32 protein-coding genes are annotated in these 23,179 nt (G+C 58.9%); 21 read left to right on the forward strand and 11 right to left on the reverse strand.

Going from position 1 to position 23,179, the window contains the following annotated elements:
- Positions 1–304: 304 nt before the first annotated feature.
- From AXF13_RS04660 to AXF13_RS04680, 5 genes are read left to right on the forward strand one after another with little or no spacing between them, the layout of a single operon-like run.
- Positions 305–1,165, forward strand: coding sequence for a hypothetical protein (locus AXF13_RS04660; RefSeq protein ID WP_062251830.1), 861 nt, complete (start codon positions 305–307; stop codon positions 1,163–1,165).
- Between the two features lie 3 nt (positions 1,166–1,168).
- Positions 1,169–1,837 (forward strand): DUF6475 domain-containing protein, encoded by a 669-nt coding sequence (locus tag AXF13_RS04665; RefSeq protein ID WP_062251831.1) that lies wholly within the window; start codon positions 1,169–1,171, stop codon positions 1,835–1,837.
- Positions 1,838–1,839: 2 nt separating this feature from the next.
- Complete coding sequence (locus AXF13_RS04670; RefSeq protein WP_062251832.1) at positions 1,840–2,292, forward strand: VRR-NUC domain-containing protein; 453 nt, start codon at positions 1,840–1,842, stop codon at positions 2,290–2,292.
- Entirely contained in the window at positions 2,289–2,594 is a 306-nt protein-coding gene (locus AXF13_RS04675; protein WP_062251833.1) for a hypothetical protein, read from the forward strand. Before AXF13_RS04670 ends, AXF13_RS04675 begins: the two co-directional genes overlap by 4 nt.
- Entirely contained in the window at positions 2,591–2,833 is a 243-nt protein-coding gene (locus tag AXF13_RS04680; protein WP_062251834.1) for a hypothetical protein, read from the forward strand. Before AXF13_RS04675 ends, AXF13_RS04680 begins: the two co-directional genes overlap by 4 nt.
- 321 nt (positions 2,834–3,154) lie before the next feature.
- Here the strand turns inward: AXF13_RS04680 and AXF13_RS04685 are convergent, their stop codons facing one another.
- A complete protein-coding gene (locus tag AXF13_RS04685) occupies positions 3,155–3,409 on the reverse strand; it encodes a hypothetical protein (protein ID WP_062251835.1) in 255 nt (84 codons plus the stop codon).
- Positions 3,410–3,706: 297 nt separating this feature from the next.
- Here AXF13_RS04685 and AXF13_RS04690 point away from each other — a divergent pair, with 297 nt between their 5' ends.
- The 10 genes from AXF13_RS04690 (at position 3,707) to AXF13_RS04735 (ending at position 11,944) form a co-directional block, all read left to right on the forward strand.
- Positions 3,707–4,336 (forward strand): pesticin C-terminus-like muramidase, encoded by a 630-nt coding sequence (locus tag AXF13_RS04690; RefSeq protein ID WP_062251836.1) that lies wholly within the window; start codon positions 3,707–3,709, stop codon positions 4,334–4,336.
- Entirely contained in the window at positions 4,333–4,689 is a 357-nt protein-coding gene (locus AXF13_RS04695) for a hypothetical protein (RefSeq protein ID WP_062251837.1), read from the forward strand. Before AXF13_RS04690 ends, AXF13_RS04695 begins: the two co-directional genes overlap by 4 nt.
- Positions 4,619–4,897, forward strand: coding sequence for an Rz1-like lysis system protein LysC (gene lysC / locus AXF13_RS04700; RefSeq protein WP_223299973.1), 279 nt, complete (start codon positions 4,619–4,621; stop codon positions 4,895–4,897). The genes AXF13_RS04695 and lysC overlap by 71 nt, the downstream gene beginning before the upstream one ends.
- Entirely contained in the window at positions 4,887–5,402 is a 516-nt protein-coding gene (locus AXF13_RS04705; protein ID WP_062251838.1) for a phage holin family protein, read from the forward strand. The genes lysC and AXF13_RS04705 overlap by 11 nt, the downstream gene beginning before the upstream one ends.
- A 73-nt stretch (positions 5,403–5,475) precedes the next feature.
- Positions 5,476–5,640 carry a hypothetical protein gene (locus AXF13_RS17015; protein ID WP_190276376.1) on the forward strand — a complete coding sequence of 55 codons (165 nt, stop codon included), beginning with the start codon at positions 5,476–5,478 and terminating at the stop codon, positions 5,638–5,640.
- 5 nt (positions 5,641–5,645) lie between these two features.
- Positions 5,646–6,356: a phosphoadenosine phosphosulfate reductase domain-containing protein gene (locus AXF13_RS04710; protein ID WP_062251839.1), complete on the forward strand. Its 711-nt coding sequence runs from the start codon at positions 5,646–5,648 to the stop codon at positions 6,354–6,356.
- Positions 6,357–6,366: 10 nt separating this feature from the next.
- A complete protein-coding gene (locus AXF13_RS04715) occupies positions 6,367–7,116 on the forward strand; it encodes a ParB N-terminal domain-containing protein (RefSeq protein WP_062251840.1) in 750 nt (249 codons plus the stop codon).
- A gap of 346 nt (positions 7,117–7,462) precedes the next feature.
- Entirely contained in the window at positions 7,463–8,119 is a 657-nt protein-coding gene (locus tag AXF13_RS04720) for an HGGxSTG domain-containing protein (protein WP_150116073.1), read from the forward strand.
- An 819-nt stretch (positions 8,120–8,938) separates the two neighbouring features.
- Entirely contained in the window at positions 8,939–10,348 is a 1,410-nt protein-coding gene (locus tag AXF13_RS04730) for a hypothetical protein (RefSeq protein WP_062251843.1), read from the forward strand.
- Positions 10,349–10,441: 93 nt separating this feature from the next.
- On the forward strand, positions 10,442–11,944 hold the full coding sequence (locus tag AXF13_RS04735) for a DUF4055 domain-containing protein (RefSeq protein ID WP_083521955.1): 1,503 nt from the start codon (positions 10,442–10,444) through the stop codon (positions 11,942–11,944).
- 115 nt (positions 11,945–12,059) lie between these two features.
- On the opposite strand, the gene AXF13_RS15790 is transcribed toward AXF13_RS04735, so the two are convergent.
- A complete protein-coding gene (locus AXF13_RS15790; RefSeq protein WP_083521956.1) occupies positions 12,060–12,284 on the reverse strand; it encodes a helix-turn-helix domain-containing protein in 225 nt (74 codons plus the stop codon).
- 93 nt (positions 12,285–12,377) lie between these two features.
- On the opposite strand from AXF13_RS15790, the gene AXF13_RS17020 reads away from it, so the two are divergent.
- The 4 genes from AXF13_RS17020 (at position 12,378) to AXF13_RS04745 (ending at position 14,641) form a co-directional block, all read left to right on the forward strand.
- Positions 12,378–12,527, forward strand: coding sequence for a hypothetical protein (locus AXF13_RS17020; protein WP_190276378.1), 150 nt, complete (start codon positions 12,378–12,380; stop codon positions 12,525–12,527).
- Positions 12,528–12,801: 274 nt separating this feature from the next.
- A complete protein-coding gene (locus tag AXF13_RS17220) occupies positions 12,802–12,936 on the forward strand; it encodes a phage Gp37/Gp68 family protein (protein ID WP_223299974.1) in 135 nt (44 codons plus the stop codon).
- Positions 12,937–12,974: 38 nt separating this feature from the next.
- Entirely contained in the window at positions 12,975–13,466 is a 492-nt protein-coding gene (locus AXF13_RS04740) for a hypothetical protein (protein WP_062251844.1), read from the forward strand.
- Between the two features lie 65 nt (positions 13,467–13,531).
- Entirely contained in the window at positions 13,532–14,641 is a 1,110-nt protein-coding gene (locus AXF13_RS04745; RefSeq protein WP_062251845.1) for a structural protein, read from the forward strand.
- On the opposite strand, the gene AXF13_RS04750 is transcribed toward AXF13_RS04745, so the two are convergent.
- The 9 genes from AXF13_RS04750 to AXF13_RS04785 all read right to left on the reverse strand — a co-directional run bounded on the left by AXF13_RS04750 (position 14,613) and on the right by AXF13_RS04785 (position 20,992).
- Positions 14,613–14,918: a ribbon-helix-helix domain-containing protein gene (locus AXF13_RS04750; RefSeq protein ID WP_062251846.1), complete on the reverse strand. Its 306-nt coding sequence runs from the start codon at positions 14,916–14,918 to the stop codon at positions 14,613–14,615. The two genes, AXF13_RS04745 and AXF13_RS04750, sit on opposite strands and share 29 nt — an antisense overlap.
- Positions 14,905–15,339 carry a hypothetical protein gene (locus tag AXF13_RS04755; protein WP_150116074.1) on the reverse strand — a complete coding sequence of 145 codons (435 nt, stop codon included), beginning with the start codon at positions 15,337–15,339 and terminating at the stop codon, positions 14,905–14,907. The genes AXF13_RS04750 and AXF13_RS04755 overlap by 14 nt, the downstream gene beginning before the upstream one ends.
- Before the next feature lie 71 nt (positions 15,340–15,410).
- The gene (locus tag AXF13_RS04760) at positions 15,411–15,872 is read right to left on the reverse strand and encodes an ASCH domain-containing protein (RefSeq protein ID WP_062251848.1); all 462 of its coding nucleotides are present in this window, start codon (positions 15,870–15,872) and stop codon (positions 15,411–15,413) included.
- Between the two features lie 57 nt (positions 15,873–15,929).
- A complete protein-coding gene (locus AXF13_RS04765; protein ID WP_062251849.1) occupies positions 15,930–17,252 on the reverse strand; it encodes a hypothetical protein in 1,323 nt (440 codons plus the stop codon).
- Positions 17,253–17,376: 124 nt separating this feature from the next.
- Complete coding sequence (locus AXF13_RS04770) at positions 17,377–18,501, reverse strand: DUF932 domain-containing protein (RefSeq protein WP_062251850.1); 1,125 nt, start codon at positions 18,499–18,501, stop codon at positions 17,377–17,379.
- Between the two features lie 568 nt (positions 18,502–19,069).
- Positions 19,070–19,885, reverse strand: a complete 816-nt coding sequence (locus AXF13_RS15795; RefSeq protein ID WP_083521957.1) for a DNA translocase FtsK — start codon at positions 19,883–19,885, stop codon at positions 19,070–19,072.
- The gene (locus AXF13_RS04775) at positions 19,882–20,379 is read right to left on the reverse strand and encodes a DUF2846 domain-containing protein (RefSeq protein ID WP_062251851.1); all 498 of its coding nucleotides are present in this window, start codon (positions 20,377–20,379) and stop codon (positions 19,882–19,884) included. Before AXF13_RS04775 ends, AXF13_RS15795 begins: the two co-directional genes overlap by 4 nt.
- A 105-nt stretch (positions 20,380–20,484) precedes the next feature.
- A complete protein-coding gene (brnA, locus tag AXF13_RS04780; RefSeq protein ID WP_062251852.1) occupies positions 20,485–20,742 on the reverse strand; it encodes a type II toxin-antitoxin system BrnA family antitoxin in 258 nt (85 codons plus the stop codon).
- Positions 20,729–20,992, reverse strand: a complete 264-nt coding sequence (locus AXF13_RS04785) for a BrnT family toxin (RefSeq protein ID WP_062251853.1) — start codon at positions 20,990–20,992, stop codon at positions 20,729–20,731. Before AXF13_RS04785 ends, brnA begins: the two co-directional genes overlap by 14 nt.
- Positions 20,993–21,272: 280 nt before the next feature.
- On the opposite strand from AXF13_RS04785, the gene AXF13_RS04790 reads away from it, so the two are divergent.
- Positions 21,273–22,034, forward strand: a complete 762-nt coding sequence (locus tag AXF13_RS04790; RefSeq protein WP_062251854.1) for a DUF6651 domain-containing protein — start codon at positions 21,273–21,275, stop codon at positions 22,032–22,034.
- Between the two features lie 12 nt (positions 22,035–22,046).
- Positions 22,047–23,177 (forward strand): major capsid protein, encoded by a 1,131-nt coding sequence (locus AXF13_RS04795; RefSeq protein WP_062251855.1) that lies wholly within the window; start codon positions 22,047–22,049, stop codon positions 23,175–23,177.
- Positions 23,178–23,179: the final 2 nt, after the last annotated feature.

Genomic DNA, 23,179 nt, shown 5'->3' on the forward strand with positions numbered 1-23,179 from the left:
TGACGCGCACGGGCCGTTCAGTGATGTGCAGGGCGGATTTGTGTGGAATTGGGGAATTTACCGTTCCGTCTCCGAGCGGGGTGTATGGCGTAAGGCGGGACTGGTGTGAGGAGCGTTGCCCGATCAGGCTGGCAAAATTGGAAGCACAAGAAGGTAACTGATGGCTGCAACAAATGCGCAAAAGTTGAGCGAGATTCTGACTCGGTATGAATAAAAAAAGGCCCGGTTGCAGCCGGGCCAAATTCGAAAACTCACTGTAAAAAGAGTATGAATCAAATGCTGTGCATCGTCAAGGGGGGAAATCATGCGTGATTATGCGTCCATTGCCCCCCAATTCTGGACAGGGGAAACAGGACGGGAGTTGCGCCGGGCGGGGCCGGAAGCGCTTGCCGTGGCCCTTTATCTTGTCACCTGCCCCCATGCCAACGCATTCGGGCTGTACTATCTGCCCCTTTCGTATCTCGCGCATGATACCGGACTCCCCTTGCAAGGGGCTTCAAAGGCCCTTCAAAAGTGCTTGGAAGCCGGGTTCTGCGACTATGACGAAGACTCGGAAGTGGTGTGGGTCTACAATATGGCGCGGTTTCAAATCGGCGGCCCGCTCAACCTCAAAGACAATCTGGTGAAATGGGTACGCAAGGAATGGGCGTCTCTCCCGAAAAACAAGTTTCTCCGCGCTTTCTGGGAAAAATATGGGGAGGCGTATCACCTGTCCGCCCCCAGCCCCTCCGAAGCCCCTGGCAAGCCCCTCCGAAGCCAAGAGCAAGATCAGGATCAAGAAGGGGACAGGGAGCAAGACCAGGAAGACATCAGCGCGAAGCCCTTGGCAGGCTCCACGCCGCCGGAGCCGTCTGTGGCCCTCATTCCCCTGGTGGACAAAACGGAGTTCCCGGTTTCCCGCGCGGTGGTTGAGGAATTTAAGCGGGCGTATCCGGGGGTGAACGTCGAGAGAGAGTTGGCGAAAGCCCGCGCTTGGTGCCTGAGCAATCCATCCCGGCAAAAAACGCAAAAGGGTGTCATGCGTTTCCTGAATGCGTGGATGGAGAGGGAACAGAACAAGGGCGGCGGACAATCCGGAGGCGGGGGACAGCCCTGGGTATCTCCGGCGCAACGTCGTCAGGACGCCAACATGCAGGCCGCCCGTGACTTCGCGGGGGAGGGGTAAGCCATGACGGACGCCGACAAAAAGGATTTTGCCGAAATCATGGTGGCTCTGGCCGAGAATTACAGCCAGACGTTGACCAAACAGGGCCTGAGCCTCCGTTTTACGGCACTGCGGGAACACGACATAGCCGACATCCGCGCAGCGGCCATGTCGCTCATGGTATCCCGCCGTTACACCACCATGCCAACTGTGGCGGATTTCCTTGACCACCTGGGTGGCGGAAGCCAGGAGGATCGGGCCGAAGTGGAAGCGGGCAAGGTGTTGCTGGCGCTACGGGAACACGGCGGCTACCGTTCCGTGGTCTTTGACGATCCCGTGACCATGGCCGTGGTTGAGAAAGGCTTCGGCGGCTGGACGAAGCTGTGCGAGGAACTGCGTGGCGCGGAGGAAAAGTTCTGGCGCCGGGATTTCGTCAGGATGTATGCCGCCTATGGCCGCCAGGGGATCAAGACGTTCGGCCACCTCCCCGGGCGTTTGGAAAACCGGAACGGGAGCAACGGATTTTTGGGCGAGGTGCCCGCGCCTGTCCTGATCGGAGATGAAAGGCGCGCGGCGGCTGTGCTGGCGGCCGGAGAGGCGCGGCAGGCCCTGGAAGAGGGGGCCGGGAGGCCGATTCCCCGTGATTTCCTCAAGGCGCTTCCAGACAGGACCGGGAAAGCCGAGGCGGTGTGACGATGGCCGCCCGTTGGACGCTGGAAGACGTGCGGCGCATTGAGGCCCGGCGCATCGGTCGCAAGCTCGGTCTTCCCGAAGCGTTGCCCATGCCCACGGAGCACGAGGAGCAAAAAGCGCTCATGGATTGGTGGCGCTGGTATGCCCCGGCCTGCGGCCTTGATGAACGTCTGCTCATGGCGATTCCGAATGCGGGCAAGCGCAGCCGGGCGACTGGGCGCTGGTTCAAGGCCGAGGGCTTGCGCGCGGGTGCGCCCGATCTGCTGCTGGCTGTGCCGCGCGGGCGCCGGCATGGTCTGTTCGTGGAAAACAAACGGCGAACCGGGGGCCGGGTAAGCGGGGAGCAGGAAGACATGCTCGCACTGCTCGCGGCCCAGGGCTATCAGGTCACTGTCTGCCGGGGGTGGGATGAGGCACGGGCGACCATTCAACAGTATATGGAGGCTGAATCGTGAACGCGGACGCGGTACGGGATTGCCTGGAGATTATTGGAAACGGCACGGCCATACGGGGTGAACAGGCGCTGTACCGGCTGGCCGAGGCCATGCAGGAAGCGCGGTGCAAGCATCCTGTCTTTGCCGATGGCATCTATCAGGCTTTGGGTCGGGTGGGAGCCGAATACGGCGAACTGGTGCAGGCCGTCGAAAAGCTGGAATCGCCGGAGCGTGTGGAGACCGAGGCCCTGCATTTGCTGGTCACGACGGTGCGCCTGTTGAACAAGGAATATGAACCCCATGAGGAAGAGGGAATGCGATGAGCCAGGAAACAATGATTGTCCGGCCGGTGCAGGTGTTGCGCGGCTACAAGAATATCGCGGCCACGCTGCGCACGTCCGAAGAAAAGGTGCGGGATATGATCGCCGCTGGTGCGCCTGTGGTGATGGAGGGTGACATGCCCAAGGTGGAAGCGGCGGAACTGTGGGCGTGGTATGTGCAGTGGCGCAACGGGGAAGGAAAAAAACAGAGACGGCCCCCCGCATGCGGGAGGCCGTGTTGAGATTAGTGGTTACGATGAAGGGGAATGATGAACGCTTTTTTTCCGTAGTCCTCGGCCCTGATGATCTTGCCTGATCTCCAGTGGCGGAAGCACTTCACAAAGCGAACCATTACGCCATTCACCTTCCCCATCCAAGTTTGGCGGCCTTTGGGCGCACCTGTAGAGTGTTTCTGCATGCAGAAACTCCTGTGGGCCGACACCTTGACCGGATGGATAATTCCCAGTAAAAACAAAAGTCTCTAGGTTTTGTTTTCTGGTCAAGGAGCCGCTGGCGGCCTTCGGGTTGTCGGCGGCTTCGCTTTTTCCCGCGAACGGGAAATTTCAGTCATACGAATCGCGGATAGTCGACAGTTTTGTCTTGCCATTCGGCGTTTCGTTGTCTCCATCTATAATTTCGTACTCAAACTCTTCTCCCAAAGCAGCGAGCCGACCACGACGAAGCTCTGCCAGCGTTGTATTCCCTGAACAAGCTCGTTCGTAGCTATAATCCGGCACGTCCTCATTCCGCGGAGCGCGAATAACGATTTGGATGCCTTCGGTTTCCCAGAAGGCGTCCTCGAATTCCCACGATTTCATTGTTACCTCCTCTTAGAGGGCTAAGTCTCATTTAATAGACTGATTGTCAATACAATATTTTATATAATTTTTATATGTAAAATTGATATGTTATTTAATTTTTATGCTCAAAAACGTACTTTAATATGTCCTTAATTTTTATAAAAATGGAGAAAATTGAGTCTGGTATAGGTATACTATTTTTATCACAGGTCATGTCAATCCCCTTTTTCGCCTCGATTCCCCGCTGTTTCGGGAGATAGCGGGGAGCGGCGGCGTTGCCGTGCTACGTTTCTGCCAAAAAGCAGGAGCATAGCCATGCCCATCTATACTGACAAAATTCAGGATGTTCTTCGCCGTCCCGGTTTCGAGGGGCCGCAGCAGGTGTGCGGGTACATCCCCTGCAACCTGACCACGGGAGGCACGGCCAATTATAAAGGCGGCCCGAACCCCGAACGATACGTTCCCATGGGCGCGTCCGGCGTGACCATCGGCACGGGCGTGGACCTGGGCCAGACGGACAAAAACACGCTGCGCAACATGGGCGTGAGCAATGCCGTTGTCTACAAACTCATGCCCTATCTGGAGCAAAGCAGGGCCGCCGCCGTGGACGCGCTGCACCGTCTGCCGCTGACGCTCAGCCAGGCCGCCGCCGACGAGTTGGACGAGGCCATGCTCAACCACCACATCAGCAAAATTTCCGCCTACTACGACGCCGCCACCGATCACGGCACTTTTGCGTCCCTGCCCTGGCAGGCTCAGGCGGCCATCGTCAGCATCCAATACCAGCGAGGGGTCAAGTCGCCTCGCAAGTATCCCAACACCTGGAAGGCGTTCGTCACTCAGAATTGGACCGACGCCGCCTACCGCCTGGGAACCGGGCGATTCTGGACCGGCTATCAGGGCCGGAGGCGGCTTGAGAGCGAACTGCTCAAGGAGCTGGCATGAGCCTGTCAGGCAAGCTCTTTGCCGGGCTGTCCTGTGTGCTGGTTGTGGCTCTGGTGGTGCTGGGGGGCATGTTGTACCGCGCGGAAAGCAGGCTGGCACAGGTGCAGACCAATGCGGGCAAGCTGGAGGCGGCGGCGCAGGCCCAGGGGGTGATGATCGACGCGCAGGCGAGGCAGACGGAACGCACGGAGTCCGCTTTGGACCGCCGCGAAAACGCGAACCGGGAAGCCGCGGCGGAAAAAGACCAGCGCCAGGGCGTCTGGGAAACCATGAGGCGGACCGATGAAAAAGTGCGCGCTTGGGCTGATCAGCCTTTGCCTGATTCTGTGTTCCGGCTGCGGAAAAACCGTTGACCAGGTGGTCACGGTTCCCGTGCCGGTCTATTTCACTCCCCCGGCCTGGCTCATGGAGCCGAGGCCGGGGCCTGAGTTTCCCAAGCCGGGAGCCACCAATGGGGATCTGCTGCAATGGGGGTTCGGCATGGAAGACGCGCTCGGCCAGTGCAACCGCGACAAGGTGGCGCTCGGGGAGAGCGTCGGGGAGGCCCGCCATGGTCAATAACGTCAACCCCATCGAGGGATTTGTGTATTACTCGCGGAGCCTCTTTGACCTGCTGCCGGAAAAGGCGGCTTTCGGCGCGCTGCTGGCCTGGGTGTCCGGGGTGCTGGGAGCCGATCCGATGCTGGTGGCGCTGACCCTGATTTCCCTTGTAGCGGATTTCGCCCTGGGCATGTGGGAAGCTGTGCGGCGCGGGCATTTCCGCTGCCGGATCATGGCGCGGGGCGTCGCCAAGTTCCCCTGTTACTGCGTGTACATCATTCTGGTCTGGTGGGTGGACGTGGCGCTCTCCCATGCCATTGGATTTCAGGTGCCGCTGGTCAAGTTTTTTCTGGCCTACCTGATCCTGACGGACACGGTATCCATCATCGCCCATCTGGAGCGCATGGGCTGGCGCGTGCCGAAGCTGCTCGCGCTTATTGTGCGCCGGGGGCGGAAGAAGCTGGTGTCGTCCGTGGAAAAGTCCCTGCCTGACGACGACAAGGATGATCCGGACGGTGGAATGTGAACATTTCCCGGTTCCCACGGGGCCGGGAGGCGTCAGAGGCAATGAACAGCAATCTTTTTTCCTGGAGGTTCGTATGAATCGGACCAGTTACCAGCGCCAGGCGCGGTATGCCCGCTCCAACTCCGGTTTTTCCTACAGAACCGGTTCGACCAGCGACGGCCGTAAGAGCACGCGGGACGTGGGCACCTTCGGTCGGAACATCCTGCGCAGCCGGGGTGCCGGCGGTTCAGGGGGCTAGTCGGCATGGCGGCCACAACGCTGCTTTTTGACGGCGTGCGGACCGCCGCAACCATTACCCGCCGGGTCATTGTCTTCTATTCGGGGGGCAAGGACTCGGCGGTGACGCTTGATCTGTGCGCTCGCTATTTTGACGAGGTGCGGGTGGTGTTCATGCAGCTCGGGCCGGTGCTCTCGTTTCAGCGGGCGTGTCTGAGCTGGGTGGAGGAACGCTACGGCGTGGCCCCGCTCGTCGTGCCCCATCCCATGTTGGCCGAATGGCTGCGCTACGGGACATACCGGCAGCCGGACTATGAATTGCCGCTGATCAGCTTTCTGGACGTGTACACCCATGTCCGCTCTGTGACGGGTATCTGGTGGATCGCGGCCGGGGAACGCATCGCGGATTCCATCGTGCGCCGGGCCATGATCAAGGGCGACGGCGGCGTGGTGAACGACAGGCGCGGGCGGTTCTTTCCCGTGGCGCACTGGAGCAAGGCGGACGTGATGAGCTACATCCGGCACCACCGGCTCAAGATCGCGCCAGAGTCCCGGCACCTGGGCTTTTCGTTCCGTTCGCTGATGGGACGGGATATGTACCAAATCCGCAAATTTTATCCGGGCGACTATGAGATGTTGCGGTCCTGGTTCCCGCTGGTGGGAACGGCTGTGGCTCAGTATGAGTTCGGGCTGACCGTAACCGACGCGAGCATGAGAAGCCCGCAGCGGGCGGAGTAAAGGAGGGGGCATGAGCGCGACCGGAAAGTCGGTGTCGGGCGCGGTGAAAGGGCGCACCCAGTATCAGAAGGGCGAGGAAATCTACATTTTGCGCTCGCAGATCCGCGAGGCCCCGTACAACCCGCGCATCATGGGCGAAGGTCAGGAAAAGCGGCTGCGCAAGGCCATCGAAAAGCATGGACTGATTGGCACGCTGTTCTGGAATCGGCGTACCGGCAATCTGGTAGCCGGGCACCAGCGCCTGAAGCAGGTCGATTTTCTTGAAGGCTACCCGGCGAAGACCGCCGAATATGAAATCCGCGTCACGGCCCTTGATGTGCCTGAGCGGGAGGAAAAGCAGCTCAATGTCATTCTGAATAATCCCAGCGTCCAGGGCGAGTTCGACATCGACCGGCTGGGGCAGATGATCGAAGACGGCGGCCTGACGCCGGAGGAAATGGGCTTTACGGATTCGGACATGGCCTTTCTTTTCGACGGCGATCCGCGCTTTGCCACGCTTTTTGAGGACACGCCCGAGGTAGAGGCCACCAAGGACAAGGTACGGGAGGTACGCGAAGCCCGGTCCAGATCCATGCAGGAAATGCAGGAGGCGCAGAGCGCGGAATTTTATTGCATGGTGGTGTTCCAGGATGAGGCGGCCAAGAAGGCCTTTTTCCGGGCGGCGGGCATTCCGGCCTGCGAGCAGTATGTCAACGGCATGGCCCTGGCGAAGAAGTTCGGCGTTACGCTGAGTTCCGCCGAAGGAGAACAGCATTTTTGAGATTTGAGGACTGAAACCGTCTGCCCCTCCACCCGGCGGGGCGGGTCGCCCTGGCAGTGCCGGTAAGTCCAGGGGTAACCGAGAACGTGGGCGTTTTTTGCAGGCTGGGAAGTCGGGCCGGATGCCGACAGCGGCGGAACGGAGTGTTCCGCAATCCTCCGGGCGAGCGAGCGCAACCGCAGCGATGCGGCAGCCACGGCAAAGCGGACGGGACAGGTCGGCGGTTCATCGGAGCCGCAACCATAGGCAGGGGTTTGGGTTTTTTACGCTGGGGGGATTGCGCCCGGCGAAGCGTGAGGCAGGACATGCAGCGTTTTGAAAATTACCCCATGGACGTGAGGGGTTGATGCCTGCCCCCTCGTACCAGAATCGGCCGCGTTGCTCGGCCACGTCCCATTCAACCGGGGAGCAGTGCAAAAATACCTGCGTGCCCGGAAAGCGGGTATGCCGATTCCATGGCGGTCTGTCTTCCGGTCCACCCAAGGGCTCGAAGAACGCGCTGCGGACCGGCGCGCACGAGACGATCCTGGCCGCCACCATGACGCCGGAGGAACAGGCGTATCTGGCTGGACTGGATACAGATCCGCTGACCATGCTTCGGGAAAATCTCAAGATGCTCAAGTTACGAGAGTTGCGCATCATGCAGCGGATTCAGCGGGCGCGGGAGGCGGAAGCGCTGGCCGGACAGCCCACCGGGGAACAGGATTCGGAAGGAAATCAACGGCGGCACCCGGCGCTGATGGTGCGGGGCGGGACACAGACCCGAGTGAACACCACGCAGAACAGCGGCACCACTGTCACCACGTCCTCGGAAAGTTATGCCGAGCATATCGCCGGTTGGGAAAAGGGCTTGAGCGACGTGCAGGACCAGATCCGGCGAACCCTGGACAGCATTGCCCGGATCGAGGCCGATCAGGGCGGCGGAGAGCAGGGGATTGAAGTGATTCTGAACATGGGGGGTCTGGGTGGCGGAAAATGTTTGGAAAAGAGCACTGCAAATTAAACCAAGGAGAATCTTATGAACCAGCGAAAAGTGTGCGTCTCGTTCAACGGCCTGTGCGGTTCTTTGTGCGATTGCGGGCAGTCTTGTGAACCCGCTCCGGAGCAAGCTGGCGGGAGCCGTGTGCTGCGGGCGTATTTCGACAAAGCCGGACAATACGATTGGACGGTGCCCGATATCAGAAATGGGCTCTCCTATCCGGCTCTCGTCCGCCTTAAGGGAAGTGGGGCCGGAGGAGAGAGTGCCTTCCGGGCAGGATGCACGTATGGCGGTGTAGGGGGTGGTGAAGGCTGCCTTGTGGAATGTGAGTTCATGCTCGTGCCAGGGCGGACATATCACCTGACGGTGGGCAAGGGGGGGGCTGGAGGCGTCATATCGCCTGAAACCGGCTACACCGGCAATGTGGCTTCTGCAAAGGGCGCGAAGGGGGAAAATACAGTGTTTGATGAGCTGTGCGCCGCGCCGGGGGCTCCGGGACAGAGAGGCGGCAACAGGTCTCTCGCTGCGGATTCAAGCGAAATTGTCACTCCCGGTCAACCTGGCGGCGCCAGTGTGACGGGGTGCAATATGACCTGTCAGGTTCAGGGGGGATCGGGTGGAGGCCAAGGAGGGAGTGTTACCGCGTCTCAGGCTGGTGTTCATGGCGGCGGCGGAGGAGGCGGCACATGCATACATGGCGATTCTGCGTCGCTTGTGACTTTTACCGCCGGGATGGATGGGGGAGACGGTTTCATCGCCATTTATAGCCGGTGAGTCCAGATCTCCGCCCGGAAGTCGAAGCTCCGGGCGGAGATCTGGGGCAAGTGGAGTTGTGGGAGAGCCATGATGATTGAGGATGCGCGGCCTGTCCCTGTGTACAACGCGGAGCCGACACTGGCCCGCTTTCATGCCTCGGACGCTTTTTTCCGAGGGGTACGCGGGCCGCTGGGCAGCGGCAAAAGCGTGGGCTGCTGCGCCGAGGTTATGCGGCGCTGCCTGGAGCAGAGGCCGTTTCACGGCGTCAGGCGTTCGCGCTGGGCCGTTATCCGCAACACCTACGGCGAACTGCGGACCACCACCATCAAAACGTGGGAGGACTGGTACGGGGCCATCACACGCCTGACCTTCGGGCATCCGATTACCGGCCTCATTGACCGGCCTTTACGGGACGGCACCCGGCTGCTGGCCGAACTGGTGTTCATCAGCCTGGACCGCCCGGCGCACGTGCGCAAACTCAAGAGTCTGGAATTGACCGGGGCCTGGCTCAATGAGGCCAGCGAGCTTCCCGTGGACGTGCTGGACATGGCGACTGGCCGCGTGAACCGCTACCCCGGCAAGATGATGGGCGGCCCGAGCTGGTCGGGCATCATTGCCGACACCAACTCCTGTAACGTGGACAACTGGTGGTACAGGCTGGCCGAAGAGGAACGGCCGGAGCATTATGAATTTTACAGTCAGCCGCCCGCCTTGGTGGTGGAGCGCTGTCCGGACGGACGGCTTGAGTACCGGCCCAACCCCGTGGCTGAGAATATCGCCAACCATACGGCGGGATACGATTACTACCTGTTGCAGGTGCCGGGGAAAACCAAATCCTGGGTGAAGGTGTTCATCCTCAACCACTACGGCAGCCCGGACCCCGGCAATCTGGTCTATCCCGAGTACAGTGAGAAGAATCTGACGGAGCGGGAGTTCGAGCCGGGCAAAGGACAGCTCATCTGGTCCCATGACTTCAATTTTACGCCGCTGTCCAGCGTCATCATGCAGCGTGACGGCGACACGGTATACGCGGTGGATGAAATCGTGCTGGAGAGCGCCACGGCCAAACAGTCGGCCATTGAATTCTGCGAGCGCTACAAAGGGTTCAGCGGCGTGGTTTACATCTACGGCGACGCCAGCGGGCGCCAGGGCGAGAAGCACGGCCATGAGAGCGACTATACCACGCTGGCGCAGGAGCTGAAGCGGCAGGGATTCCGCGTGCAGCGCCGCGATCCTCCAGCCAACCCGGCCATCAAGGACGGCCAGGCCAGCCTCAACGCCAAAATATGCGACGCGACGGACAAGCGGACCTTTTTCGTCAATTCCCTTCGCTGCCAGACCCTGCACAAGGGCCTTTCGGCCCTGAAACTCAAAGCGGGAAGCACGTTCCAGGAAGAGGACGCGGAGTACCAGCATATTACAACCGCCGTCCGCTACTACACGGCCGAGGAATTTCCGGTGCGGTCCGGGGGAGCGTTCCTTGGTCATTCTCTCTAGGGGGTTTGCCGATGGGGCAAAACCACTGGCGGATGCGGGAGCGCGGCCCCGCCGTGGACGGAAGGCGGCGTGGAACATTTATGAGGATTTGTTATGAGCAGTCTGGAACAGAAAAGCCCGTTTTATGCCCTGGCCTTCCAGCGCCGGAAATTGGCGATGGACCTCTATGAGGGCGGTGAGCGCGTTGAAGGCGTGAACAGCGTGGACGGTTCCGGCAAGCCTTCGCACAGTGGGGCGTGTTATCTGGTGCGGCATGCCTATGAGCCCGATGATCAATGGCAAATCCGGTTGGTCCGCGCCGCGTACCGAAATTTTGCCGCGCCCATTGTGGATTTGTTCGCCAGCTTCATCAACCAGGGCAGGCCGGCGCGTGCGCTGCCTGATGGGCTGGCCGGGATTGAGACGGATGCCGACCGTCTGGGCACCGGGGCCAATGTATTCTTTGACGCCGTGACCCGGCTGGCGGCCGCCGGGGGAGCGCGCTTCGTGCTGGTGGACATGGAGCCGCCCGCCGGAGGCACGCAGGCCGAAGATCAGGCGGCCGGGCGCCGGGACGTGCCCTATTTCGTGATCGTGGACGCCGACGATGTGTGGGACTGGCAGACGGACAGCCGGGGCCTGGCGTGGGTGTCCATCCACGGGTTGACCATGGAGGAGCGCAATCCCGGAGAGCCGGTGCGCTTCAAGGAGACAATCACCATCTGGACCAGAAGAGAATGGATTCGCCATGCCCGATCCGTCACTGCGGAGCAGGCCAGTGAGCAGGGCGGAAGCTATGTGGAAGAGGCGCGGGGAGACCATCCCTGCGGCGTCGTGCCTCTGGTGCCGTTTCTGTTCGAGGAAACGAGCCTGATGACCGGGCTGTCGGCCACGGACGACGTGCTGTCGCTGATTTTGAAGCTGTACCGCAATGACAGTGAAATGGACAAGATGCTGTTCGACCGGGCGGTGCCGGAAAAGATCATTACCGGACTCGATGAAGATAAAATCGAGGAATACAAGACAGCCTCGTATAATTGCCTGTTCCATCCGCGTGTGGACGGGGTGAAGGCCTGCTATGTCGAGCCCCAGGGCATGAGTTTTGAGGCCTTGGCCCGGCAGATCGAGAAGGACGAATCCGCCATTCGGGAGATCGCGTTGCGCATGGTGCGGCCGCAGAGCGCGGTGGGCGAGAGCGCCGAGGCCAAACAGATTGACCGCAAGCAACTGGATACCCAGCTTGCCATGTACGCCCGGACCTGCGCCGACGCCGAGGCCCGTTGCTGGCGTCTGGCCGCCAAATGGTTGAACATGGACGGAGACCGCATTGCGACCCCGTATCAGGACAAGTACGACGTGGAGGAGGCGGTCTCCGTATTGACGGACCGGCTGCTGGCGTTGGCGCGCGAGAGCGTGATCAGCAAGGCGACTGTGCTCCGCAGCGAGGCGGTCAAGGCCGTGCTGCCGCCGGATTTTGATCCGCAGGCCAACGCGCGGGAACTGCGCGAAGAGAATGAGAACAACGGCCCGGCAGGCGGCATGTGGAGCCTGGAAGCGGCCTTGCGGGACGGAAAGCAGAAGCGGGACGGGGAGTCCGCAGCTGATAAAAAGGCATGAAAAAGACCCCGGCACATGCCGGGGCCACACAACGAAACAACGGACGTTCCGCAAGGGACGCGCCGCAATTTCTTAAAAAACATAGGCACCATCGGGCGCGCCGTCAAGCCGGGCCTCAGAGCTGCGGCTCACTGGCTTTGACTTCCTCATAGAGGTCGCGCACCGGAATGCCCAGCACATCCGCCACTTTTCCCAGCATTTTGAGCGTGCATGTATCCACGGTCAGATCGTCCATGGCCCGGTACAGGGAATCCGTGGAGACACCTGACCGGCGGCTGAGTTCTCGGACCCCGATTCCTTTTTTTGCCAGGTGGCCACGCAAATGGCTTCTGAATCGCATGTTGGAAGTGTACAGATATATCTTGACGGGTCAAGTGTGCAGATATATCGTTACGGAAACACCCCAAAAGCATGGGGTATGAGGAGCCGGTAAATGACGATTGCGTGTGATCCCTTTTGGGCGTGGGCTTTACTTATTGCGGCCAGCATTCCCTTGGCCGCCTATGGTTTGGCGATGTTCGCCCTGGTGCGCTGCGGACGGCTACAGCAGAGTCCAATCAACCTCAACCCGGCAAAAAAGTAGGGCACATGGATATACCGACAAAGGCCAAACAGGGAGAGCCTTGCACTCGTTGCGGTCAGTGCTGCGCCCATGACGTGTGCGGCGTTATGCTGGCAGTCAATCCCGATGCAAAGCCTCCCTGCCCCCAACTTGGATACAACCGAGAACGCAACGAATTTGCATGTATGGTTGTCCAGCTTGAGCAATTCATCGAACCGCGAGGCAACTGGCCAATAACTGCGGCCTTGGGCATCGGGGAAGGATGCGACTCGGTTGATAACGCTATGGAGGAATCATGACCACCAAAGTCGAATGGGCCGATGCCACCTTCAATCCGGTGGTGGGCTGCATGTTTAGATGCGGCAAGCGCCGCGCTGGGTGCCTGCTCGACGGGCGGGAGTGGAATGAGGTGCCGGAGGTGAAGGCATGAGCGATGTTCCAAGAATTGCCCGCTGAACAGGAGTAATCATGAAGGTCATATTGAAATCTTGCCCTCACTGTCAGCAGGAGGGCCAAAACTTGCAGATTGAGACAAACGGAGGCGGAATCACCTATATCTGCTGCCTTGCCTGCTTTTTGCGGGGACCGGTGGAGGTGAATGTCGTGCAGGCCGTGCAAGCCTGGAACGAGTTGCCGCGAGCGCCGCAGAGTGGCAAATCTATTGCGGCTGCAGCGGAACCGTATGTGCTTGCTCTTGGTGATGTGTACATCCAGGGCTGCTTGGACGGCTATAATAAGGGTGTTCGGAAAGTGAACAGCGATTTGCGATTGCTGGCCTTGGCTGCGCAGTCTCAGAATCTTTCGGATTTGGCGCGGGCGTTGAACGGTGTGGCGGACGGAAACGATGCCGCTTTGCCCGTCACCTTGCGCATTTTCCAGGATGAAATGAAACGCCACTGCGCAAGTTCACCGCCTGAGGGCATAAATTCTGTCGTGGATGGCGGTAATGTGGTTCAGTGAAGGGCGGCCGAAATCGTGCAGGCATCGGAAGGCGGGGAGGGTCCCGTCTTTTTCTGAGGTGTGGAATGAATCCTGATAGACGTCTGTCCTTGTATTTCCTGACGCGCCTGATTCTGTGGCGCGACCGCCTGGACGCCATGGACGCCGCGGCTGAGAAGCAGCTTGTGGCGGCACTGCATAAGGCCAGGACGGAAGTGGCAGAGCGCTTGGAGGCAGGGGCTGTCGGACTTGTGGCCGTAAGAGCATGGACGCATGACCGCCTGGAAACCGTAGGGCGGTATCTGGACGACGTGCTGGCCGGGACCAGAAAGGACATGGTCGACTTGATTGCTCACGCTTCCACACTGGCCGCCGAAAACAGCCTGGAAGAGTATAACGGCATGCTGTCCCTGGGCGGTCGTGCCCCTTGTGTCAGTCTTGTGGACATGAGCCCTGAGCAGATTCGAGCCTGGTTTGAAGTGACGCCGCTGGGCGGGCAGGCCCTGGCATCGTGGGTGGATGGCGCTTTTTCTTCCGGCGTGCGGGCCTCAATCCTCACCACGCTCCAGTCCGGGGGCTTGCAGGGCAAGGGAACGCCAGGCATGGTGCGCGACGCTCTTTTGGCGGCCTGGGATCAGGGTGAGGCATTGACCCGGCGGGACGCGATCACTGTAGCGCGGACGTACACGCAGACCGCCAACGTCAACGCCATGACCTCCGTGTATGAGGCCAACAGCGATATTGTGCAGGGCTGGCAGTGGTGCGCCACCTTGGAACCGGGCTACAAGCAGACGGGCAGGGGAACTTGCCTACGTTGCGCCGCGCTGGACGGGCAAGTATTCAAACTGCGGCAGGGGCCGCCATGCCCCCTGCATGCCCGGTGCCGTTGCGTGCGGTCGCCCAAGCTCAAGACTTGGCGGGATTTGGGGATGGACTTTGACGAGATTCAGGATTTCACCCGGCCCTATACGGTACGGCCTGACGAGAATATTGACGAGGGTGGGCGCCGGGCGATCTTGGAAGCCGGTTTCCATCAGGGCAGCTACGGCACATGGCTTGCCGGGCAGAATGAAGCCATGCAGCGCGAGATCATGGGGCTTGAGCGGTTCGCGCTGTATGCGTCAGGCCGCGTGCGCTTCGAGGATTTTGTGGATACGGCCGGACGACTCATTCCTCTTGAGGCTCTGGCGGGATAGCCTTGTCTTTCTTTTCGGGTTTGGTCTTTGGCGTCCATGGTCTCATGGCCGGGTCGGTGACACCGATGTCCGCCAGCACCAGAGCGCGGATGTAGGCGGCGCGGCTTACGCCTTGGGCGTCGGCCTTGGCGTCCACAAGCTCGGCCTGCTCCGGTTCCAGGTCAAACGTGATCCGGGCGCGAGGGGGCCGGGGGCGGTGCTGCTCCGGGGGCAGGGGGGGGCGTCCCGCTCCGGTCCGCGCTCCTCCCCAGGTGATTTCTTTTTTACGCTTCGGCATGGGGCGGCTGCTCCTCTTCGTCTGTCTTCAGAATGTCGGCAATAATATGATCTACATCGTGAACGGCTTGAGTCCGGGTCCAGAAACGCAAGGCGCTAGGTTTTACCAGCAGTACAATTTCCTCGAAATACATTCTAAATGCATGATTCCGCAAGGCGTCCGGGCCGACTGCCTTTTCAAGGCGGGTAATCTGCTCATCATACAGGCGGGCCGGGGACGGGCCTTTCAGGCTTTCAAAAGAAAAAGCCATGAACGACAAAGCGCCGCGCTGGCCTTGCCCGAGATACACAAAATCGGGGTATGACGTGCCCAACATGCGCAAAAGCGTTGCGGCGTAAGCGTCAAGCGCTTCTCCGTCCGGGGGGCTGTCCAGCGCCGGGGCGGCTTGCCCGCCGGGGTAGTAGGCGCGGGCGTCGTCCATTATCTCGCGTTCCCATTTTGCAAGCATACTATTTCCTTTGCCCGGCTTGTTTCCAGACCGGGCGCGTGCCGTCAATGCAGCCCGGTCAAGACGTGCTCCGCGTGCCATCCGGGGCACAGGGTCAGGTCAGGGCCGCCGCGCTGTGTCCAAGGCCACGGGGCCACAATGCCCTTGACCGGCACGGGCTCCACCTCGTGCGGGTCCGCCAGCACCCAGGCAAAGCCCGTGACCGGGCCGGTCCAGTCCCGGCAACAGGCGGGGGCCAGATCGGCGGGGCGCATGGGGCGGCAGTCCACCATATCCGCAATGCCCAGGGCAACGCCGACGGGTAACTCAATGCCGTTTTTCATGGTGACGCGCACGGTTTTTGACGCGCAGATCACCAGGGGGCCACGGTAGGCAAATGTTTTTGACCGCCATTCCACGGCTTTTTCGCCATAGACGATTTGCGAGGCGTAGGGCTGGCGCACTGACAAGGCTTTGATTGTGCGCCAGTCGATACCACGGCGGCGCAAATGTTCCGATAAGAGCATTTTTTCTCCAAGTAATAAAAAAGGCCGGGGCGCGGGGCGCTCCGGCCATGGTTAGGGTTAGGCGTGCATCTGAAATGCATGGGCCATCCAGGCCGGGGCGACAACCAGTGATACAGCGGGGGCGATTCGGTAGGCCGGGGCGGCAACGTCCGGCAGACAGGCGGGCGCAACGGGCACAGAAGCCAGGGCCGTCGTTTCCACTGGCGGGGCCGGGCGGCGCTTACGGCTGGCAATGTTCGCGGCGATACTGACACGGGCGCGGGCCTTGTGTGTCTTTTGCTGGGCCGGGGCTGCTTCTGCGGGCGCGCTTGCCACGGGCGCGGGTATTTTGTCGGCGGGCGCTGTTTCGACGCTCTTTGGGGCTGTTGCGGGCTTTTTTACAGTCTTCTTTTCAAGTGGGGCCTTATCCAGACCGGCGGCGCGCACTGCCCAAGCGGGCACGGGGCAAGTGTCATTATCAAGGGCCGTTTGCGGTTTATCGTTCCTGGGGTCGCCGGGGTAAACTTCATCATGCAGTTTCAGGGGCATGATAATTCCCAGGTAATCGGGGGTGTTCAAGTCCCGTATGAAAATAGGTTTTTCCTTGCCGGTTGTATACAGGGCCACATGCCCGCGCGTTTTTCCTTCGCAGGTCAGCGCGGCAAGTTGCATAGCGGGCAACGCCAGGGGGCCGCTAAACGGCGTTGCATTGCGGGCGCTGGCCAGAAAATTGAAAATATCCGGGTAGGTGAATTTGTCGTGCGTGATCTGCTCTTGCCTGATTGTCATATCCTTTGACCGCGTGAGCGTGCCGACTGCCTTATCATTGACCGTCAGGCGTCCGGGCGCGCCTTTGGGCTTCATGGCCTGCAAAAAAGTTTTGTCCGGGTAAATGGTGCCGGGGCGGCTGGCGGTGCCGGTGGCGTCGTACATACAGACCAGAGCATGCCCGTTGCATCCCGCGATAAACACGCCGGGGGCATCCGGGGCGGGTTCGATCCTGATTCCGGTCAAGCCGTCCGCGTATGCGTCCTCAGACCGGCACTTGCCCGCCTGATAGACATAGGCGGCATTCACGGTGCAGGTGAACAGGTCCGGGGCCGCCGCTTTCGACCTGGCGGCTTGCTTGGGGGCCGGGGCCGTTTTTTCCGGTACGGGCGTGGGGGCCGGTTCCGGCATGGCGGGGGCTGCTTGCGCGGGGTTCACGGGCACGGCGCGTTGCTGTTCCGCCTCATATGCCCGGCGCATGGCTTCAAAATTTCCAAAGGGGGCCGGGGCGGCAGGGTCCGCTTTCACAGGGGCGGGCGCGGGGGCCGGTATGGTTTCCCCCCGCTCAATGGCGGCGGCCAGGGCGGCCAGGGTAGACGGGCGGGCGATGGCATCATTGTTGGTGTGGCGCATAGCATCTCCTTTACGTAAGTTGTTCCGTTGTGTTGAGAAAGAGATAACGCCATTTTGAAAAAATGTAAAGTACATTATTTCAAAAAAAGGCGGGCCGAGGCTGAAAATCCCCGGCCCGTATTGGTTACGCGGCTTTCCGCTCCTGCCCGGTGGCGGCCAGAATCGGCACAAGTTGACGCTCGGGCATGTGCAGAAAAACCCCGCCGATTTCCTCAAGTTCAATCGCGCGGTCATAGCTCGTCGCATCTTGTGCGGCGCGTGTTATGGCGTTCGTCAATCCATAGTGCGACAGGTCCCCGTCATTGATCATGTGGCGCATGACGGCGGCCTGCTCGTCCTCCGTCAGCGAGAAAGATTTACCCAGCTCGCGCACGGCAGCGTCAGGCGCGCCGGTAATCGGGCGGCCATTGGCGGCCTGCATCTGATTGACCAGATTTTGCAGATTGTCCCGGCTGATCATCTGCTTTACGGCGTCGCGCGTCGCCAAGGCGAACGCGCGGGCGTCCGCTTCCTGCGTTTCCCGGCTCAGAGCAAAAATGTCGCCGTTGCCCTTGCGTCCGCCTATGTGGCGGGTGGCAAAGTTGCCGATCTCGCGCGGCAACACCATTCCATTTGTGCAAGCCAGGGTATAGGCCAAAAATTGAATCTCGCGGCAGCCGTAACCCACTTCCGAGTTGCGCATGATCAGTCCGGCCTTCACCACTTCGCCCACCTTGCGTCCGCCCTTATTGACCGTAAATTCCGTTTCAAGCCCGGCAAACGTCAATTGCACATACATCCGGCGGTCAGTGATCTCGGTACTCTGCACCTCGACAGAATGGCCGTCCGCCGCGCCGCTTTCCATGAGCACGGGCAAGACGGTCATCAAAAACTCATAGTTATCGAGACGCTTATACTTATCAGACAGCACGGCGCGGGCTTGGCCGTCAAGAGTGCGAACCATGCGCGACGCGCCTTCATCGCCCTCCTGCTTGAGCCACGTATTGACGTTGTACGCCAGCAGGGCCGGGGCCTGTTCGCGCATCCGAGCATAATAGCGCGAGGGTATGCCAAGGCGGGCGGTCAAGGTTTCGTGCCCGGTTTCGGTCACGGGGTACAGGTCCGGCTGATTTTCGATTCTCAGGGCCGGGGTCTGCCCGTCATAGGCGACCATTTCCATTTTTTGCGACGGCACAATCAGATCGTGCATGGCGTTGTTCTGGCGTTCAATTTCGGCGACAAGCTGGGTCAGAGTCTTTCCGGTGATCATGGCTATCCCCTCTTATAAAATTGTTGGTTGTCAGGCCGGGGCCGCCTATATGGCGGTAAGGTTGTCGTGTTGATGTGACAATATTCTGATAAAAGAACTTTGTCAACGATGATCCATAAAAAAGCGTACAAAAAAAGACGCTCCGAAAAGCGCCTTAAAATTAAACTGGTTATGTGGTGTCGTGAGGGTCAGATTCTACGCGGGCTTCCTCCTGGGCCGCCACGGTCTTTACGCATCAGGCCCGCACCAGTGGTAACTGGGCGACCTGTTCGGCCGGTGCGTGTAATTCCGCTTTCCTCTTCTTTCGCCCTGCGAGCGACCACCCATTCACGCGGTATCATCCATGTCCGGCCCGCCTGATAAGCTCCAGGCGGGCGAGTGGACTCATTCCGGCACAAACGGGAAATATACGTGCTTTTTTCGGAGTACCCGAGCAATTTCCCAGCTTCCGCGCCGGTGAGGTAGGGGGGGAGAGAGTCGATATCCATGTAATGAGTATGGGCTGATAAGCGCACTTTGTCAAAAGGATGTAGGAATATCCCCCCCTCTCAAGGATGTGGTTGTTTTTCTATAACTGAGACTCATCAGCAGGGCCGATAATTCCATCAATCTCCATCTGCTCAACTATTTGAGCTGCTCGATTGAAATCTATTTCAAATTTACGTTGTATAAGTGAAATTGAAGCTCTTTTTTCTTTCTTAACAAAATCACAAGCAGGAGCATATAAAGGATCTTGTGATATGGTTGGGCGTGAGCCAATATCTACTATTTTTGGGCTATCACTATTTTTTTGATCTGCGTCAGATGATGGTATTTCCCCTTTTCCCTCATATAAAGTATTTTTTTGGTGTAAAATAATTTTAATATAATCTTCAATATCCTTTGCCTGTGCAATTGATTTGCCAAGGTTGATTTTTATGTTTGGTATTTTGAGGTCATTTAAAACTATTTTTACTATAATTTGTTTTATATCTTCACTGTTTTTCTTTTGTCCTGTTAAAGCTCCAACAACAGCGCCTACGCCGCCAAAAAGGACGCCCCCAACGGCAGCTCCCATTAACTGGCTACCACGAGAGGTTCTGGTAACTGTTTCTCCATCTATGATAACTTCACAGGCAATAATATCTTCAAACGGCTTGTTCACAATTTGTGACAGTTCTTTTGTGACCTTTACATAAAACATTTTATGTTGATCTGGATCAAAAATAAGCTGGACCTGTTCCCCTTCTTGGTTGTGATCACAAAAAATTTTTGAGGAAGATGAAAAGTAAATTTTTGCTTTTTCATCTTCCATTTTTTTTGTTAACCCAGCCTTAAAGTTTATTTGATACATTCCAAGACAAGCACATAGAATTATGAAGGCAATGAGTATAGCCAAGATCATAAGACGTTCTCTGCCTCTTTTTGCTTGTAGGCATCAGTTTCTTCTGGGGTGGCAAGCCGGATGTACTTCAAATCCGGCAACAATTTATCTGCCACGGGCTTGGTTATTTCGGTCAACTGGGGCCGTCCGGCCCAGAATCCCATGCCAATGCTGCCTTCGATGTAATACGTTTGGCCCGGCTGGATATCCAAGGTAACGGCGGCGCGCGACTCCGTTTCGGCCAAGTAAGTATGTTTGCCCGGTGTGGCTTTATGGATGAAATAGGAGCCTGATTTCAGCAAGCCGATCTTGGTGTCGTCTTCGAAAATGAAATAGGTGATTCCGCCGCCGGTAAAGGCACTCTCCCGCAGAAAATAGACCACGGCGCTTTCCTGGTCAGGGACGATTTGAGGCGGGGTATCCTGCATGTAGTCGCCCCGTACAGGCATCTTCGCACACCCGGCCCCCAGGGCCACGGCCATAGCCAATGCCAGCAAGCAAATCAGTTTACGCATAGAAAAACCCTCCTTGGATTTTCATGCCATAGGGGGGAGAGAAGTCAAGGGAAGGGTAACGAAAAGGCCGGGCATGAACCCGGCCAGTGCAAGTTGACGTAGTGTTTAGGCTTGTTGCGTGAGAGATCCCAAGCGTTCAGCAATCACCACTTTAATAAATGCCTGGCGGGTAATGCCTATGCGGTCGGCCTCCTGATCCATAGCCTCAACCATCCATGCGGGAAAGTCCACATTGACGCGTTTAGCTCTCTTGTTGATACGCGTTGCCGAGTCAAGATCAAGGTAAGGGGTAATGTCCTCTTTGCCTTCGTCAAAAATGCGGTCAAACTCCTCGGCTGAAACATTTTTTTTATCCTTGTTCATAAAGCATGACCTCTTCTTTACGGGCGCGGCGCACTGAAATGATACGAATATTCTCGCCCCTGAACGTAATAACTGCTGTCCAGTAAGTACCGAACATATGGCCGATTACGATATGACGTTCTTCACCCGGCCTGTCCACTCGAAGCATCAACGCATTATCGTCATCCCACAGGGCCTTGGCCTCATCGAAATCGAGACCGTGCTTGAGCTTATTGGCAGCGCTTTTGTTGGGGTCATATTCGTACTGCATGACTTGATATTATCATGGTAAGGCCGTGTGTCAAGAATAATATAAAAATTATACCTAAATTGCTCAAATCATGCTATTGGCAAGGGGCATTCATGGGCTGGACTACCAGTCCTTGAGCTCAATTCCGTTTATCTGTCAATCCCTCTTTTCTCCGCAATTCTCCGCCATTTTGCCGGATCGCAGACCCGCGTTGCGAGTCTGTGCTACGCTCATGCCCAAAATGCGGCGAGGGTTCGCCGCGCCCAAAAGAGCAATGCCGGGAGGCAAAGAAGGAGGCAGTATGCCGTTCAAAAAAGATGAGCACGGCAATTATGTGGAGCAGGACGGGCTGCTTGTTTTTGTTGGCCCGGACGGCGCGGAACGCCCGTATGACCCTGACGCCAAAGCCAAGCAGATCGCGGAGCTGACGGAAAAATCGGCCAAGCGCGGCAAGGAACTGGAAGATTTCAAGGCGCGGTATGCGGCTTTGGCGGATATTGAAGATCCGGGGGCGTTTGTTTCCCGCGCCAAGCAGGATGCGGAGACGGTTGCCAGCCTGAAAGACAAGGACCGGACCACGGAAGAGGCCTTCCAGAAGCGTCTTGCCGCAGCCGTGAAGGATGCGGTTTCGCCCGTGGCCGCCGAACGCGACAAGCTCAAGGGTGAGCAGGAGCAGACGCTTGCACAACTGCATCAGGCCGTTATCGGAGGCAGTTTTGCCCAATCGAAGTACGTCGCGGACAAACTCGTGAACCCGGCTCTGGCGCAACGGCTTTTCCAAGGCAGTTTTTACATCAAGGACGGCAAACCCGTGGGCCGCGACGGTGAAGGAAACGACATTTACGGCACGGACGGCATCGCCAACTTTGACGAAGCCCTGTGCAAGCTCGTGGAGGCCTCCCCCTTCAAGGACAACATCTTGCGGCCGACGCCGGGAGGGGCCGGAACGAACAACACCAATACGGCCACCAATTTCGGGGGCAGCGGCCGGATGACGCCGGAACAGGCCGGAGGCCTGACCCCGGAGGCCTATGCCAAAGCCCGCAAGGACGGCCGCATTTAAGGAGAATTTTCCATGCCCGAGAACAAATTTCTGACGCCGGACATCATTGCCCGCGAATCCCTGATGATTCTCCAGTCCAACACCGTCATGGCCGGGCTGGTTTACAGAGACTATGAAGAAGAGTTCGGCCCCTCCAAGGTGGGCGATACCATCACCATCCGCAAGCCTGCCACTTTTGAGGCCAAGGAATTTTCCGGTCACACCGAAGTGCAGGACGCCAAGGAAGGCCGGGTGTCGCTGACTCTGGAAAAGCATCTGGACGTGACCACCGCCGTCACCTCGAAACAGTGGACGCTGGAACTGGATGATTTTTCGGCGCGCATCATCACCCCGGCCATGGTGGCGCTCAATGAAAAGCTGGATCGCTATCTGTGCGGCCTTTATCCGGCCTTTCATCAGGTGGCGGGCGTGGCTGGTTCCGGACCGGACAGTCTGGCTCATTTGGCCAAGCTGGATGAGGTGATGAACGAGGCCAAAATCCCCGTGGCCGGACGGCGCGTGGTGGTTGGCCCGGCCACCAAGTCCGCCATGTTCGCCATTCCCGAAGTGGCCCGGGCGGATGCCCGCGGCGATGAGGGCACTGCCCTGCGGGAAGCGAGCATGGGCCGCATCATGGGCATGGACTGGTTCATGGACCAGAACATCAACCGCCACACTGCGGGCTCGGCGAAGGCGGTGAGCGCTCTGGCCGTGAACGGGGCTGTGGCGGCCGGCGCATCTCAAATGGCCGTGGATGGGGGCAGCGGGGCCGAGGAATTGAAGCTGGGCGACGTGTTCAGCGTAGCGGGCGTGGAAGGGAGCTTTGTCGTGACCGAAGACGCCATTGCCGCGAGCGGCGCGTTCACCTCTGTGAAATTCGCCCCGGCCGCTCCGGAAAGCGGTTTTCCGGACAATGCCGCCATCACGGTAATGGATTCCCACAGGGCGAATCTCGCCTTTGTCCGAAACGCCGTCGCGCTTGCCACCGTGCCCCTGGAACTGCCGCGCGGCAATAATAATGCCGCCTATGTGTCCATGCAAGGCATGGGAATCCGTGTGGTCTACGGCTACGACATGGACACCAAGACGGACATCATTTCGTTTGACCTGTTGGCCGGGGCCAAGGTCATTGACCCGCGCCTGGGCGTCCGCTTCATGGCGTAAGG

The organism is Desulfovibrio fairfieldensis (assembly GCF_001553605.1).
GTDB lineage: Bacteria > Desulfobacterota > Desulfovibrionia > Desulfovibrionales > Desulfovibrionaceae > Desulfovibrio > Desulfovibrio fairfieldensis.